The following is a 14344-nucleotide window of genomic DNA, read 5'->3' as shown; positions in this document are numbered from 1 at the left end:
CCTACGGGTATTTGCGGGTTGGGCGGCTCAGGCCGGGTCGCTGTTGTTGCGGCGCACCATATAGACGTAAAGCGACTCAACCCGCTCGCGCGCCCACGGTGTGCGGCGCAGGAACTTGAGGCTGGAGGCGATGCTCGGGTCGTGGGTGAAGCAGCGGATGTCGATCTGCCGCCCGAGTTCCTCCCAGCCGTAGTGCGCCTGCAACGCGGTCAGGATTTTCTCGAGCGTGATGCCGTGGAGCGGGTTGTTCGGCTGGGGCGTGGTCATGGGCGGATTATAATGCGCGGCTATTCAGCTTCAGCCCCGGAATTCCCATGCCCCGCATTCTTCTCGCCCCGATGGAAGGACTCGCCGACAATCTGCTGCGCGGCGTGCTGACCTCGATTGGCGGCTACGACTGGGCGATCTGCGAATTCATCCGCGTTTCCGGCAGCGTGTTGCCGGTCAAGACCTACGAGCGCATCTGCCCGGAGCTGCTCAACGGCAGCAAGACCGTTGCCGGCACGCCGATGCGCGTGCAACTGCTCGGCTCCGACCCGCATTTCATGGCCGAAAATGCCCGCCGGCTGGTCAGCCTGCATCCGGCCGGCATCGACCTCAATTTCGGCTGCCCGGCGCCGACCGTGAACCGCCATCGTGGCGGCGCGGCGCTGCTCGGCGAACCGGAGCTGCTCAACCAGATCGTCAGCGCCGTGCGCGCGGTGGTTCCGGTCGACCTCCCGTTTACGGCAAAAATGCGCCTCGGCATCGACGACACCAGCCGCGCCGTCGACTGCGCGCAAGCCCTGGCAGCGGGCGGCATCGATGAACTGATTGTGCATGGCCGGACCAAGCTGGACGGCTACCGCCCGCCGGCGCGCTGGGCCTGGATCGACAAGGTGAGGGCGGCGGTCGACATCCCGATCATCGCCAATGGCGAGGTGTGGACCGTGGAAGATTTCGTGCGCTGCCAGCAGGAAACCGGCTGCGCCGACATCATGCTCGGTCGCGGCGCCATTGCCGACCCGCTGCTGGCGCGGCGCGTACGCGGCGAGCAAACCGGCGGCTGGGAAGAAGTCATGCCCGGGGTGGCCGCCTACTGGCTGGGCGTGCGCCACAAGGTGGTGCCGGAACACGCCGGCGGCCGCCTCAAGCAATGGCTGGCGCTGCTGCGCCGCAACTACCCGGAGGCCGAGGTGCTCTACCAGCGCCTGCGGCCGATCAAGGCGGCGCACGACATCGACGCGGCGCTGGTTTCCGCCGGCATCCTCGGCGAACTGACGCTCGCGGCATGAACGGAAACTCGCGCCTCATTGTCAGCGCCCAGGACGGGCCGCATCGCGATCTGGAGGCGCTGGTACGCCGCCACATGGCGCATCCCTTCAGGAAGCCGATCCTCGACTACAACCGGGCCGCCTTCGCCGCCGCGCTGGCGGCCCGCGACGCTTGGCAAGCGGATGCGCCGCTGATCCTCGATGCCGGTTGCGGCGTCGGCTGGAGCACGCAGCGCATCGCCGAAACTTATCCCGATCATTTCGTTTTTGGCGTCGATCAGTCGGTCGACCGCATCAGTCGCGGTCGACCGCTCCCAATGCCCAAAAACGCCCTGTTGATCCGCGCCGACCTCGTCGATTTCTGGCGCCTGCTCGCGGAAAGCGGCATCGAGTTGGCTCGGCACTACAACCTCTACCCCAACCCGTGGCCAAAGATCGGCCATCTCGCGCGGCGCTGGCAGGGCCATGCCGTGTTTCCGGTGTGGCGCGAACTGGGCGGCGAACTCGAATGCCGCAGCAACTGGCGCATCTACATCGAGGAAATGGCGCAGGCGCTGACCCTGCTGACCGGCCAGCCGGTCGCCGCTGAGCCTTACGAGACCGACGACCCGATGACGCCCTTCGAAAAGAAATACGTCGCCTCCGGCCACGAACTGTGGCGTTGCCGGGTGAGTCTGCCATGAACGTCTGCCAGACCTGCGGCGCCTGCTGCGCTTCCTTCCGGGTCGACTTCCACCCCGCCGAACTGGCCGGCGGTGCTTTTGCCTGGGGGCCGGGCGTGCCGAGGGAAATGACCGTCACGGTCACGCCGGCCATCGTCCGCATGGGCGGTACCGACGCCACCGAGCCGCGCTGCGTGGCGCTGGCTGGGGAAATCGGCAAAAGCGTGAATTGCACCATCTACGACGGTCGACCGTCGCCATGCCGGGAATTCGATACGGAACATGCAGCCTGCAATCGGGCGCGGCAGAGGTGTGGCTTCATGCCATTGTAGGTGGGGACAAATGGGCAAGAGAGTGGCTTCTACTCGCCCGTTGCTGTCGTAGCAGGCATTTGGAATGCGGTCACTCAGAGCGTAAATGTACGGCGGACAGTAGTAGGAATACAAACGCCTGCCGATAGTGCGTCCGCGTCGATTGCCAAAGTAGACTACCCCACGACTGACTGCGCGTATCCCATCACGCGTGCGGCCAATGCAAACAAGTCCTTGCCTGATATTTGATGTAGCTCCGACAGAGCAAAGATCGTCTGATATTGCTCTTCTCGACCTGATCCCGGATCAGGGTAGCGCCCCGCCCAAACGAGGTAGTACGTCAACAGTTGCAACGTCGCTTTGTCTTTTTCGTTCAGATCAGGAACAAACTCGGCTAGTCGTACTAGGTCGTGGTGCTTATGCGCCCGCTCTTCAGCGACGTAGGAGTCAATGCCCTTGCGCAGGATGATCATCCCCTTGAGGCAAATTTCAAGGCTGTACCCCACAAGCATGAGCCCCACTGCAAAGTATTGGCTGTGGCAAACGCCCTTGGTGAAAATTGGTAGATGCGCCAAGTTTGGCTCACCTCGAATGACTTTCGATGCCGCTTCTGATAGCGCATTCGCGTGTGATAGCCAAAGGATGGGAGATTTCAGGTCTTGGCTCGTCGGAGGCTTTTCCGGATCGACATCGAATCCCGCTATGTTCTGTGCGATAGCCCACCGCGTCCACGCCAAACCGGCATAACCGAATGGGTCTGCCTCAAATGCAGATCGATCAGGTGCAAGAAATTGATCAAGCGATCGCATAATACTTTCTAGCAGTTGCTTTACTTCGACAAACTCCGCATCGCCCGCTCCAGCCCATCGATGGTCAGCGGAAACATCCGTTTCCCGACCAGTTGCTCGATCATCTGGATCGATGGCGTGTAGTTCCAGTGCGCTTCCGGCAGCGGGTTGAGCCAGGCGGCGTGGGGCCAGGTGGCGAGCAGGCGTTCGAGCCAGACGGCGCCGGCTTCCTCGTTCAAGTGTTCGACGCTGCCGCCGGGGCGGGCGATTTCGTAGGGGCTCATGCTGGCGTCGCCGACGAAGACGAGCTTGTAGTCCGGGCCGTAGGTGTGGATGACATCCCAGGTCGATAGTTTTTCGTTGTGGCGACGGCGGTTGTCCTTCCACACGCCTTCATAGACGCAGTTGTGGAAGTAGAAGTGTTCGAGATGCTTGAACTCGGCGCGGGCGGCCGAGAACAGTTCCTCGCAGGCCTGGATGTGGTCGTCCATCGAGCCGCCGATGTCGAGGAACAGCAATACCTTGACGGCGTTGTGGCGTTCCGGCCGCAGGTGCAGGTCGAGCCAGCCGCCGTTGCGGGCGGTGCCGGCGATGGTGCCGTCGAGGTCGAGTTCGGTCGCCGCGCCCTTGCGAGCAAAGCGGCGCAGGCGGCGCAGGGCGACCTTGATGTTGCGTACGCCGAGATCGACCGTGTCGTCGAGATTGCGGAATTCGCGCTGGTCCCAGACCTTGATGGCCGTGCGGTTGCCGACCGATTCGCCGCCAATGCGCACGCCCTCCGGGTTGTAGCCGCCGTGGCCGTAGGGGGAGGTGCCGGCGGTGCCGATCCACTTGCTGCCGCCGGCATGGCGTTCCTTCTGCTCGGCCAGCCTTTCCTTCAACTGCTCGAAAATCTTTTCGTAGCTGAGCTTTTGCAGCTTGAGCCGGTCGGCTTCCGAGAGATGGCGACGCGCCGCCAGTTCCAGCCATTCCTCCGGCACTTCCGGCGCGAAGCCGGGCAGGGCTTCGATGCCGCGAAAATACTCGCCGAAGGCGCGGTCGAAGCGGTCGTAGAGCGCCTCGTCCTTGATCAACAGGGTGCGTGACAGCAGGTAGAAATCGTCGAGGCTGCCGCTGACCAGCCGGGCTTCGAGCGCTTCAAGCAGGGCCAGCAGCTCGTTGGTGGAAACGGGGAGCTGGCGGGCCTTCAGGTGCAGGAAGAAGTCGACGAGCATTTACGGCTGTTTGCGGCGAGCCATGAAAGCCAGGCGTTCGAACAGATGCACGTCCTGCTCGTTCTTGAGCAGGGCGCCGTGCAGCGGCGGGATGGCGTCCTTCGCCTCCTTGGCGCGCAGGGCTTCGGGCGGGATGTCCTCGGCCAGCAGCAGCTTGAGCCAGTCGATCAGTTCGCTGGTCGACGGCTTCTTCTTGAGCCCGGGCACCTCGCGCAGGTCGAAGAAGACTTCCAGTGCCTCGCGCAGCAGATCGCGCTTGAGTGCCGGGAAGTGCACGTCGACGATGCGCGTCATCGTTTCCTTGTCCGGGAAGCGGATGTAGTGGAAGAAGCAGCGGCGCAGGAAGGCGTCGGGCAGCTCCTTTTCGTTGTTCGAGGTGATGATGATCAGCGGGCGGTGTTTGGCCTTGATCGTGCGGTGCAGCTCGTAGCAATGGAATTCCATGCGGTCGAGTTCGCGCAGCAGGTCGTTGGGGAATTCGATGTCCGCCTTGTCGATCTCGTCGATCAGGACCACCGACGGCTGGTCGCATTCGAAGGCCTGCCACAGCACGCCATGCACGATGTAGTGCGAAATGTCCTCGACGCGTGGGTCGCCGAGTTGCGAGTCGCGCAGGCGGGAAACCGCGTCGTACTCGTAGAGCCCCTGCTGCGCCTTGGTCGTCGACTTGATGTGCCACTGGAAGAGCGGCATGCAGAGTGCCCGCGCCACTTCTTCGGCGAGCAGCGTCTTGCCGGTGCCTGGCTCGCCCTTGATGAGCAGCGGACGTTGCAGGGCGACGGCGGCATTGACCGCCAGCGTCAGGTCGCGCGTCGCAACGTAGGTGTCGGTACCCTGGAATTTCATGGTGGCTGGTGACCGATGGTCGAGTGGATGACCATCGGATTGTACGGGCAAACCGCAGGCGCCGAATGGAGTGCTCCGAAGTGGGTGGCGTTGGCTTACGGTGCTGATTTGTTGCGGTGCAGGATATTTCCGGCAAAAAAAGCCCGCGCGGGGCGCGGGCTAATTCCAATCCTTGGAGGAGGAAGTGGAGGAGACGGTTCCACTATGCTGGAAAATTTATTGCGCTGCAACATTTATTTTCTGTCTTGCCCAGAATGCTTGTTTTCTCATGTTGCGGGCATCTTGAATGGCAGGTGCTGCGCGGCTGCCTCGGCGTAGGCGATCACCGCCGGCCGGTTGCGTTCGAGGAACTGCCCGATCAGTTGGCGCATCCGGGCATCCTCGATCCAGTGGCAGGAGCGCACGATGGTCGGCGCGAAGCCGCGTGCGACCTTGTGTTCCCCGCCGGCCCCCGGCTCGAAGGTGGTCAGCCCCTCGCGCAGGCAATACGTGATGCCCTGGTAGAAGCACAACTCGAAGTGCAGGCTGTGGAAATCACCGTTGCTGCCCCAGTAGCGGCCATAAAGGGTGTCGTCGCTGCGGAAGCACAGCGACACGGCGACCGGCGCGTCCCTCTGGCGAGCGATGAAGACCACCATGCGCCGTCCCAGTGCGGCTGCCAGATCGGCGAAGCAGGCCGCCGAGAAGGCGGCGTAATTGCCGTACTTGTCGAAGGTGGCGGTGTACAGCCGGTGCAGCGCCGGCCATTCCTCGGGCGCGATTTCGTCGCCGTGGCGGACGTCGACCGCAACGCCGCTGTCCGCGACCTTGCGGCGCTCGGCCCTGACCTTGCGGCGCTTTGCCGAAGGAAACGCGGCCAGGAAACCGTCGAAATCGCCGTAGCCGTGATCGCGCCAGTGAAACTGCACATCGTGGCTGACCAGCAGGCCGTGGGCGCGCAGCAGGTCGACCTCGTCGTCGGCGGGCAGGGCGACATGCCAGGATGAGAACCCGTTGTCGGCGACCAACGCCTTGGCCGCCTCGATCAGCTGCCCTTTCACTTCGTCGCCGCCGGCGCCCGACGCCACCAGAAGGCGCGGTCCCGAGGCGGGCGTGTGGGGCAGGCCGCTCAGCAGTTTCGGGTAGTAGGTCTTGCCGAGTTGCCCGTAGGCGGCAGCCCACGACCAGTCGCGCACGAAATCGCCGTGCGAGTTGGCCTTGATGTAGGTGGGCAGGATGCCGATGGCAGCGCCGTCCGCATCCGTCGCCAGCAGGTGGCGGGCATGCCAGCCGCAGGACGGGCCGGCCGTTCCGTGCTGTTCCAGCAGATTGAGGAAGTCGGCGTTGAGGAAGGGATGCCCGCCGGGGGCGAGGTGCTCCCACGCTTCGCGTTCGATCTGCCGCGCGGCACTCAGGGCGGTGATGGTTATGGGCGGCATCGGGGCTGGGCGGTTTCGCGCGGGTCAGGCGGGCGCGCCATTCTCGCGGGTGGTTGCGTTCGGTCCATGGTCGATCTAGGTCTGGAACTGGTAGCTGTCCGCCGGGCAGACCTGCCACTCGCTGTTTCCGGCGAGTTCAAGAACCTGCCGGTGAAATTTCACGAGGGCGGAACGGTGGCCGATGCTGATCACCGTCGTGTCGATTTTCGCCAGCTCCCGGTAGAGGCGTTCCTCGTTGGCGACATCGAGGGCGCTGGTGGCTTCGTCCAGCATCGCGTAGCGCGGCTTGGTCAGCAGCACGCGGGCAAAGGCGAGCCGCTGCTGTTCACCGACCGAAAGAACCTTCTCCCAGTCCATTTCGGTATCCAGCCCGCAGAACCGTTCGGCGAGATCGCCCAGGTTCACCCGGTCGAGCAATTGCAGGAGGTCGGCGTCGGAAACAAACCTTTCCTTGTTGGGATAGAGCAGCTGGCTGCGCAGCGACCCGATCTGCATGTAAGGCTGCTGCGGCAGGAACAGGAGATCGTCCGGCGCCGGGCGGACGATCCGGCCGCTGCCGGAGCGCCAGAGGCCGGCGATGGCGCGCAGCAGCGAACTTTTGCCGCTGCCGCTGGCGCCGACGATCATCAGGTTGGCGCCCGGATCGACGTTCAGCGTCAGCTCCCTGATCAGGATGCGTTCGTAGTTCGGCGTCTGCAGGGTGACGTTTTCCAGCGCCAGGCGGGAATCGTCGACCGATTCGATGACGCCCTGGGCGCGCGCGCGGCCCGCCGGGGGGGCGCTCATCGAGCGGGCGAAGTCGCTCAGGCGGTCGATCCCCGCCGCGAAGCGGCTCAGGTATTCGAAGTTTTCGATGACCACCGAGATGGCGGTGAGGATAGCCGCGAACGCGCCGGCCGCCTGGACGGCGCTGCCGACCTCGAGTTCGCCGGACAGTACCTGCGAGGCGATGATGGCGCTGGGCAGGACGATGGTCAGCATGCCGTAGGCGTACTGGAACAGGTTCAGGAAGAACTGTTGCCGGATGATCCGGTTGTAGTTGTTGAAGGCGTCGGTGAAGCGCCGCCGGACGGTCTGCGATTCCAGGGCTTCGCCGCGGTAGAGGGCGATCGACTCGGCGTTTTCGCGAACCCGCACCAGGCTGAAACGGAAGTTCGCTTCGCGCCGGAGTTGCTGGAAATTGAGGCCGATCAGCGGCTTGCCGAAGACGTAAACCGTGATGAACGTCCCGGCGACCGCATAGAAGGCCAGGAAATAGACGAGTCCCCGGGAGATCGACCACAGCACGTTGCTGAAGGCGACCAGTTGCAGGATCGAGCCGATCAGGATGAGCAGGAAGAACAGTGAGCGCTGGGTGAAGGTGCTGATGTCCTCGGCGATGCGCTGGTCGGGGTTGTCGATCGTGCTGTTGGAATTCAGGTCGTAGAAATGGCGTTTGGCGAAATACTTGTTCAGGAAACGGTTGGTCAGCCAGCGCCGCCAGCGGATGCCGAGCTTGTCCCGGACGTAGTAGAAGAAGGCATGGATCGGCACCGCGATGACGAGCAGTCCCAGACTTATTTTGATCGCATCCCAGAAGCGATCTTCGTTGCGGGCGGCGAGGGCGGAAGTGAATTCCCCCGTCTTTTCGTTCAGCAGCACCGCGAGTCGTGTTTGCGCCAGCAGCAGGATGACCAGGAGGGCGAGCATGCCCCACGCCTTCCATTTTTCCTCCTGGCGCCAGTAGGGCGATGCAACCCGCCAGTAGCGCTGCAACAGGTGGCGGTCCAGTGTCTTCATGGGCTTTTTCATTTTCACCCTTCATGAGGATCGTCCGCCCATGCTAGCCCACCCGGGCACGGAAAGACATCGCCCGGCCGACGAGGCGCGAGCGGCCGTTCGCATTTATCCCCGTTTCGCATGGGTAAGTCTGTGGATAAGCACTGGAAAGTTCGCCTAATCCGTTGTGCCGGAAGGGTTTTCGCTGCATTGCACAAAAAACTTGCAAAGGGCGCGACCATGCACGGCGACAGGCTCGTCGGGTCTGGTACTGCGGTGATCTAACATATAAAATATATAAGACTTGCAAGTGCCGGCCGGGAAGGTGTTACGCCGAACTATTCGGCCGCCGCAGCTGTCGTAGAATATTTGTTTCCCAGAGCAACCCCTTACGAAAGGAAGTCGCCGTGCTTGAAGCCTATCGCGCCCACGTCGCAGAACGTGCTGCCCTCGGTATCCCCCCGCTGCCGCTGTCCAAGCAACAGACCACCGAGCTGGTCGCCCTGCTGAAGATTCCGCCGGCTGGCGAAGAAGCCAATCTGGTCGAGCTGATCACCTATCGCGTGCCGGCCGGCGTCGATGATGCCGCCAAGGTCAAGGCCGAGTTCCTGGCCAAGGTTGCCAAGGGCGAGGAAGCCTGTGCGCTGATCTCCAAGGTCAAGGCCACCGAACTGCTCGGCACGATGCTCGGCGGCTACAACGTCAAGCCGTTGATCGACCTGCTGGCCGATGCCGATTGCGGCAGCGCTGCGGCCGAAGGCCTCAAGAAGACCCTGCTGGTCTTCGATTACTTCCACGATGTCGCCGAACTGGCCAAGGCCGGCAACGCCAACGCCAAGGCCGTCATGCAGTCGTGGGCAGACGCCGAGTGGTTCACCTCGCGTCCGGAAGTCCCGGCCTCGCAAAAGCTGACCGTCTTCAAGGTTACCGGCGAAACCAACACCGACGACCTGTCGCCCGCCCCGGATGCCTGGTCCCGTCCTGACATCCCGTTGCACGCCCTGGCCATGCTGAAGAACCCGCGCCCGGGTATCGAAGCCGACGAGCCGGGCCAGCGTGGCCCGATCAAGCAACTGGAAAAGCTTGCTGCCAAGGGCAACCTGATCGCCTACGTCGGTGACGTGGTCGGTACCGGTTCTTCCCGCAAGTCCGCCACCAACTCCGTGCTGTGGTTCACCGGCGAAGACATCCCCTACGTGCCTAACAAGCGCTTCGGCGGCGTCTGCCTGGGTTCCAAGATCGCTCCGATCTTCTTCAACACCATGGAAGATGCTGGCGCACTGCCGATCGAAATCGACGCCGGCCAGATGGACATGGGCGACGAGATCGAACTGAAGGTTGACGGCGCCACCGGCAAGGTCACCGCCACCAAGAACGGTGCCGTGATCGCCGAATCCCAGCTCAAGACCCTCGTCATCCTCGACGAAGTCCGCGCGGGCGGCCGTATCCCCCTGATCATCGGTCGTGGCCTGACCGCCAAGGCGCGTGAAGCCCTCGGCCTGCCGGCTTCGACCCTGTTCCGCCTGCCGCAGCAGCCGAACGATCCGGGCACCGGCTACTCGCTGGCCCAGAAGATGGTCGGCCGCGCCTGTGGCCTGCCGGAAGGCAAGGGCATCCTGCCGGGTACCTACTGCGAACCGAAGATGACCACCGTCGGCTCCCAGGACACCACCGGCCCGATGACCCGCGACGAACTGAAGGACCTGGCCTGCCTCGGCTTCTCCGCCGACATGGTGATGCAGTCCTTCTGCCACACAGCCGCCTATCCGAAGCTGGTCGACGTCAAGATGCACCGCGAACTGCCGACCTTCATCGCCAACCGTGGCGGTGTTGCGCTGCGTCCGGGCGACGGCGTCATCCACTCCTGGCTGAACCGCCTGCTGTTGCCGGATACCGTCGGTACCGGTGGCGACTCGCACACCCGCTTCCCGATCGGCATCTCCTTCCCGGCAGGTTCCGGTTTGGTCGCCTTTGCCGCTGCCACCGGCGTCATGCCGCTGGACATGCCGGAATCCGTGCTGGTTCGCTTCAAGGGCTCGCTGGAAGAAGCCGGCAAGCGCGGCATCACGCTGCGTGACCTGGTCAACGCGATTCCGCTGTATGCCATCAAGGCCGGCCTGCTGACCGTCGAGAAGAAGGGCAAGAAGAACATCTTCTCCGGCCGCATCCTGGAAATCGAAGGCCTGCCGGATCTGAAGGTCGAACAGGCCTTCGAGCTGTCCGACGCCGCCGCCGAGCGTTCCGCCGCCGCCTGTACCGTTGCGCTCAACAAGGCGCCGATCGTCGAGTACATGCGCTCCAACATCACCCTGATGAAGTGGATGATCGCCGAAGGCTACCAGGATGCCCGCACCCTGAAGCGCCGCATCAAGTCAATGGAAGACTGGATCGCCAACGGCACCCTGCTCAAGGGTGACGCCAACGCCCAGTACGCCGCAGTCATCGAGATCGACCTGGCCGAAGTCACCGAGCCGATCCTGGCCTGCCCGAACGATCCGGACGATGTCAAGGTGCTGTCCGAGGTCCAGGGCGACAAGATCGACGAAGTCTTCATCGGTTCGTGCATGACCAACATCGGTCACTTCCGCGCGGCCGGCAAGGTGCTGGACGGCAAGTCCGACATCCCGACTCGCCTGTGGATCGCCCCGCCGACCAAGATGGACGCGCTGATCCTGACCGAGGAAGGCTATTACAGCGTTCTAGGCAAGGCCGGCGCCCGCATGGAAATGCCGGGCTGCTCGCTGTGCATGGGCAACCAGGCGCAGATCCGCAAGGGCTCGACCGCCGTCTCCACCTCGACGCGCAACTTCCCGAACCGTCTGGGCATCGACACCCGCGTCTATCTGGCTTCCGCCGAACTGTCCGCCGTCGCCGCGCTGCTCGGCCGTCTACCGACCGTCGCCGAGTACCAGGAACAGGTCCAGGCCGTGAATGCCAAGGCTGCCGAAGTCTACCGCTACATGAACTTCGACCAGATCCCGGCCTTCGTGGAAGTCGCCGAAACGGTTGAAATGTAATTGGCGAAAATCGGCCGGTCTTGCCGGTCGACCGCAGCCAATTGAAAAAACCCCGGCCGGGAAACCGGTGGGGTTTTTTTGTCCCCATGAAATCTGGTTAGAATGAAACGGCGTCGCTCGTCGGGCGCCCGCTTCAACCATCGGAAGGACAATGCCGTGTTCGGGAAAACGTTTCGTTGCCGCACCAGCCTCGTATTCCTGACGACGCTGCTGGCCGGCCTGTCCGCCCTGGCGCAGGATGGCCTGCCCGGAGGCGCCGCTTACCGGGGGGAAATCCGTCGCGGACCCGATGGCAAGCTGACCGTGCAGCAAGCTGCGCCGGTGAGCGACAACCCGGCTGCCAGCGCGGGTGAGGGCTCGGCTGCCGGCAGCGACGCCGTGCCACGCAGTGCGCCGCCAGCGAAGCGCATCGATCCCGGCCCGCCCGACATGTCCTGCCTCGCCAGCGGGACGAAACTTTCCCCGACCGAGCGGGCGCTGGCCGCGATGCCTGCCGACAGCTGGTTGGCGTTGCCCGGCACGGCCTTTCGCACCTTCTGCAAGGCGCGGGAAAAGCGTGCCCTGCAGGCCAACGGCGACTGCACGATGGTGATCGGCGCGTGGTCCGGCGGCGTCTTCGACGAACGCCTCCGCCGGCTGCTGGTCATCGGCGGCGGCCACATGGATTATTGGGGCAACGAAGTCTATGGCTTCGAGCTTGCCAGCGGGACGTGGACGCTGGTCAGTACCGCCTCCGGCCTCGGCAACGCCGGCATGCCGAGCGAGCCGATGCCGGACGGCACGCCCGTCTCGCGCCATACCTACGACGGACTCGCCTACATGCGTCACCTCGGCCAGGTGTTCATGTTCGGCGGCGCCACGTCGCCAAACGGCTACTCGACGAACAACGCCTGGTCCTTCGACACGGACAGCGGCACCTGGTTGGTGCGGGCCGCCGCACCGTCGACGGGGGCGGGGCACTACTACATGGCCTCGGCCTACGACCCGGTCACGCGCAAGGTCTACGTGCGCAACCAGCACGGCTTTTACGCCTACGATCCCGATGCCGACCGCTGGTCGGGGCCGATCGTCAGCTTCAACCACCCGCCCTACTATCCGCGGATGCAAAACTACAACTATCGGCGCGGCGTGCTCCTTTCAGCGCAGCGTCTGTTCCTGGCCGCCGGCGGGAAGCTCGCCAATCCGCCGGCGCCGGATGTGTTCATCTACGACCTGGATGGCCGCGGCGACGTCACCGACGCCTATCCGATGAGCGGCGATACCAGCGTGATCTCGGTCGCCGGCCCGGGGCTGGATGCGGATGCCAGGACAGGCTCGCTGGTGGCCTGGGCGGGCGGCGCGCCGGCGATCATGGATCCGGCGACCTGGCACTGGCGGCGCGGCAGTGCGCGCGGGGCACCGCCGCAGGCGGTGGGCAACGGCACCTACGGGCGCTTCCGTTACATCCCCTACCTGAACGTCTTCATCCTCGTGAACAAGCCGGAGGAGGACGTCCATTTCTACAAGCTGTCGGCCGGCTGCGGGCCTCGGGACAGCATCTCGCCGGCACCTGCCAAGCGCTAGGCACGCCGGCCTGCGCCGGCGCCGGGGCCGGGAAAATCGGCATCTTTTCGGCGTCGACCGCAGCAGCCGGGTTGTTCGGCCGCGGATTGCCCCGCGGCCGACCGGGCCGGCGCATTGACAGACCCTGCGGCCTCGCCTAGAACTCAACAACAGGCGGCCCGAAAATTCACGCAAGCGGGGGGCGGATGTTGACGCAGCGAGACTTCGTCGAGTGGTATCTGGCCAACCGGCAGCGGTCGAGGGCGCTGTTCGATCTGCTCGATCCGGACGCCTACTTCCTGAAACCGATTCCCCTGCGCAATCCTGTCGTCTTCTACGAAGGCCATCTGCCCGCCTTCAGCACCAATACCCTGCTGCAGAAGGGGCTCGGTCGTCCGCCCATCGACCCGCATCTGGACCGCCTGTTCGCGCGCGGGATCGACCCCGCCGACGAGGCTTCCGCCCGGCCGCGCGTGCCGGGTGCGTGGCCGTCGCGGGCCGAGGTCGCGGATTATGGGCGGCAGGTCGACAACGCTGTCGTCGCCGCCCTGGACAGCGCGGATTTTGACCCCGGAGACCGCCGGCTGACCGAAATGGCGTATGCGATCCTCGAGCATGAAGCGATGCACCAGGAAACCCTGTGCTACATGTGGCACGAACTGGCGCATCGCTACAAATCGCCGCCGCCGGAGGGCGACCCGCCGGCGCCGGCGGCCGGTGGGGCGGCGGCAACGCCGCGGGTGCGGGTCGCGGCCGGGACGGCCACCCTGGGCGTGGCGCCGACGGCGATTCCCTTCGGCTGGGACAACGAGTTTCCGGCGTGCCGGGTTGCCGTGCCGGCTTTCGAGATCGACGTGCATAACGTCAGCAACGGCGATTTCATGGCCTTCGTCGAGGCCGGCGGCTACCGCGAGCGGCGCTGGTGGAGCGCCGAGGGGTGGGCGTGGCTGCAGGAAAAGGCGATTGCGCACCCGCATTTCTGGTCGCACCAGGGGAGCGGCTGGGCCTGGCGCGGCATGTTCGCGCTGCGCGACCTGCCGCTCGACTGGCCGGTCTTCGTCAGCCATGCCGAAGCGGCCGCCTACGCGCGCTGGAAGGGCGCGCGCCTGCCGAGCGAGGCGCAATACCAGCGCGCGGCGCATGGTGCGCCGGGCGGCGAGGAACGCCGCCATCCATGGGGCGACGCGCCGCCCGACGCGCGCCGCGGCAATTTCGACTTCGCGCGCTGGGATCCACTGCCGGTCGGTTCGTGCCCGGCCGGGGCCAGCGCCTGGGGCGTGCACGACCTGGTCGGCAACGGCTGGGAATGGACCACGACGCCGTTCGCCGGCCATCCCGGCTTTGCGCCGATGGCGTCCTATCCCGAGTACTCGGCGGATTTCTTCGACGGGCAGCACTACGTCCTCAAAGGCGCCTCGCCGGCTACCGCCGCGGCGCTGATCCGGCCGACCTTCCGCAACTGGTTCCGCGCGACCTATCCCTACGTCTATGCAACTTTCCGCACGGTTGGCGCCTCTGACGGGGCAGAAGGCTGA

The 14344-nt window shown here is 64.7% G+C and carries 12 protein-coding genes; 6 read left to right on the top strand and 6 right to left on the bottom strand.

What is annotated here, in order from left to right; genetic code table 11:
* Nucleotides 1-27: 27 nt before the first annotated feature.
* A complete protein-coding gene (locus tag GH660_RS00390; protein ID WP_153144603.1) occupies nucleotides 28-267 on the bottom strand; it encodes a VF530 family DNA-binding protein in 240 nt (79 codons plus the stop codon).
* Nucleotides 268-314: 47 nt separating this feature from the next.
* On the opposite strand from GH660_RS00390, the gene GH660_RS00385 reads away from it, so the two are divergent.
* The 3 genes from GH660_RS00385 to GH660_RS00375 are packed head-to-tail and all read left to right on the top strand — an operon-like array spanning nucleotide 315 to nucleotide 2247.
* Nucleotides 315-1274: a tRNA-dihydrouridine synthase gene (locus tag GH660_RS00385; protein ID WP_153144602.1), complete on the top strand. Its 960-nt coding sequence runs from the start codon at nucleotides 315-317 to the stop codon at nucleotides 1272-1274.
* The gene (locus GH660_RS00380; protein ID WP_153144601.1) at nucleotides 1271-1936 is read left to right on the top strand and encodes an SAM-dependent methyltransferase; all 666 of its coding nucleotides are present in this window, start codon (nucleotides 1271-1273) and stop codon (nucleotides 1934-1936) included. Before GH660_RS00385 ends, GH660_RS00380 begins: the two co-directional genes overlap by 4 nt.
* Entirely contained in the window at nucleotides 1933-2247 is a 315-nt protein-coding gene (locus GH660_RS00375) for a YkgJ family cysteine cluster protein (RefSeq protein WP_153144600.1), read from the top strand. The genes GH660_RS00380 and GH660_RS00375 overlap by 4 nt, the downstream gene beginning before the upstream one ends.
* Nucleotides 2248-2402: 155 nt before the next feature.
* Here GH660_RS00375 and GH660_RS00370 read toward each other — a convergent pair whose 3' ends face one another.
* The 5 genes from GH660_RS00370 to GH660_RS00350 all read right to left on the bottom strand — a co-directional run bounded on the left by GH660_RS00370 (nucleotide 2403) and on the right by GH660_RS00350 (nucleotide 8271).
* Nucleotides 2403-3035 carry a hypothetical protein gene (locus GH660_RS00370; protein ID WP_153144599.1) on the bottom strand — a complete coding sequence of 211 codons (633 nt, stop codon included), beginning with the start codon at nucleotides 3033-3035 and terminating at the stop codon, nucleotides 2403-2405.
* Nucleotides 3036-3055: 20 nt separating this feature from the next.
* Nucleotides 3056-4228, bottom strand: coding sequence for a VWA domain-containing protein (locus GH660_RS00365; protein WP_153144598.1), 1173 nt, complete (start codon nucleotides 4226-4228; stop codon nucleotides 3056-3058).
* Complete coding sequence (locus GH660_RS00360) at nucleotides 4229-5074, bottom strand: MoxR family ATPase (protein ID WP_153144597.1); 846 nt, start codon at nucleotides 5072-5074, stop codon at nucleotides 4229-4231.
* Nucleotides 5075-5340: 266 nt separating this feature from the next.
* Nucleotides 5341-6492 (bottom strand): GNAT family N-acetyltransferase, encoded by a 1152-nt coding sequence (locus GH660_RS00355; RefSeq protein WP_153144596.1) that lies wholly within the window; start codon nucleotides 6490-6492, stop codon nucleotides 5341-5343.
* A gap of 75 nt (nucleotides 6493-6567) precedes the next feature.
* Nucleotides 6568-8271 carry an ABC transporter ATP-binding protein/permease gene (locus GH660_RS00350; protein WP_153144595.1) on the bottom strand — a complete coding sequence of 568 codons (1704 nt, stop codon included), beginning with the start codon at nucleotides 8269-8271 and terminating at the stop codon, nucleotides 6568-6570.
* A 386-nt stretch (nucleotides 8272-8657) separates the two neighbouring features.
* Between GH660_RS00350 and GH660_RS00345 the strand changes: the two genes are divergently transcribed.
* The 3 genes from GH660_RS00345 (at nucleotide 8658) to GH660_RS00335 (ending at nucleotide 14344) form a co-directional block, all read left to right on the top strand.
* On the top strand, nucleotides 8658-11267 hold the full coding sequence (locus tag GH660_RS00345; RefSeq protein WP_153144594.1) for a bifunctional aconitate hydratase 2/2-methylisocitrate dehydratase: 2610 nt from the start codon (nucleotides 8658-8660) through the stop codon (nucleotides 11265-11267).
* Nucleotides 11268-11369: 102 nt separating this feature from the next.
* Entirely contained in the window at nucleotides 11370-12830 is a 1461-nt protein-coding gene (locus GH660_RS00340) for a kelch repeat-containing protein (RefSeq protein WP_153144593.1), read from the top strand.
* 185 nt (nucleotides 12831-13015) lie between these two features.
* Nucleotides 13016-14344: an SUMF1/EgtB/PvdO family nonheme iron enzyme gene (locus GH660_RS00335; RefSeq protein WP_153144592.1), complete on the top strand. Its 1329-nt coding sequence runs from the start codon at nucleotides 13016-13018 to the stop codon at nucleotides 14342-14344.

Origin of the sequence: Dechloromonas sp. H13 (assembly GCF_009469615.1) — a bacterium.
Taxonomy (GTDB): Bacteria; Pseudomonadota; Gammaproteobacteria; order Burkholderiales; family Rhodocyclaceae; genus Azonexus.
This window is presented reverse-complemented; position numbering and strand designations above follow the sequence as displayed.

Excerpts from the sequence above, each read along its gene's own strand:
- GH660_RS00350 (WP_153144595.1), bottom strand. The coding sequence starts at position 8,271 with ATGAAGACACTGGACCGCCACCTGTTGCAGCGCTACTGGCGGGTTGCA.
- GH660_RS00380 (WP_153144601.1), top strand. The coding sequence starts at position 1,271 with ATGAACGGAAACTCGCGCCTCATTGTCAGCGCCCAGGACGGGCCGCAT.
- GH660_RS00370 (WP_153144599.1), bottom strand. The coding sequence starts at position 3,035 with ATGCGATCGCTTGATCAATTTCTTGCACCTGATCGATCTGCATTTGAG.
- GH660_RS00385 (WP_153144602.1), top strand. The coding sequence starts at position 315 with ATGCCCCGCATTCTTCTCGCCCCGATGGAAGGACTCGCCGACAATCTG.
- GH660_RS00375 (WP_153144600.1), top strand. The coding sequence starts at position 1,933 with ATGAACGTCTGCCAGACCTGCGGCGCCTGCTGCGCTTCCTTCCGGGTC.
- GH660_RS00365 (WP_153144598.1), bottom strand. The coding sequence starts at position 4,228 with ATGCTCGTCGACTTCTTCCTGCACCTGAAGGCCCGCCAGCTCCCCGTT.
- GH660_RS00390 (WP_153144603.1), bottom strand. The coding sequence starts at position 267 with ATGACCACGCCCCAGCCGAACAACCCGCTCCACGGCATCACGCTCGAG.
- GH660_RS00355 (WP_153144596.1), bottom strand. The coding sequence starts at position 6,492 with ATGCCGCCCATAACCATCACCGCCCTGAGTGCCGCGCGGCAGATCGAA.
- GH660_RS00360 (WP_153144597.1), bottom strand. The coding sequence starts at position 5,074 with ATGAAATTCCAGGGTACCGACACCTACGTTGCGACGCGCGACCTGACG.
- GH660_RS00340 (WP_153144593.1), top strand. The coding sequence starts at position 11,370 with ATGAAACGGCGTCGCTCGTCGGGCGCCCGCTTCAACCATCGGAAGGAC.
- GH660_RS00335 (WP_153144592.1), top strand. The coding sequence starts at position 13,016 with ATGTTGACGCAGCGAGACTTCGTCGAGTGGTATCTGGCCAACCGGCAG.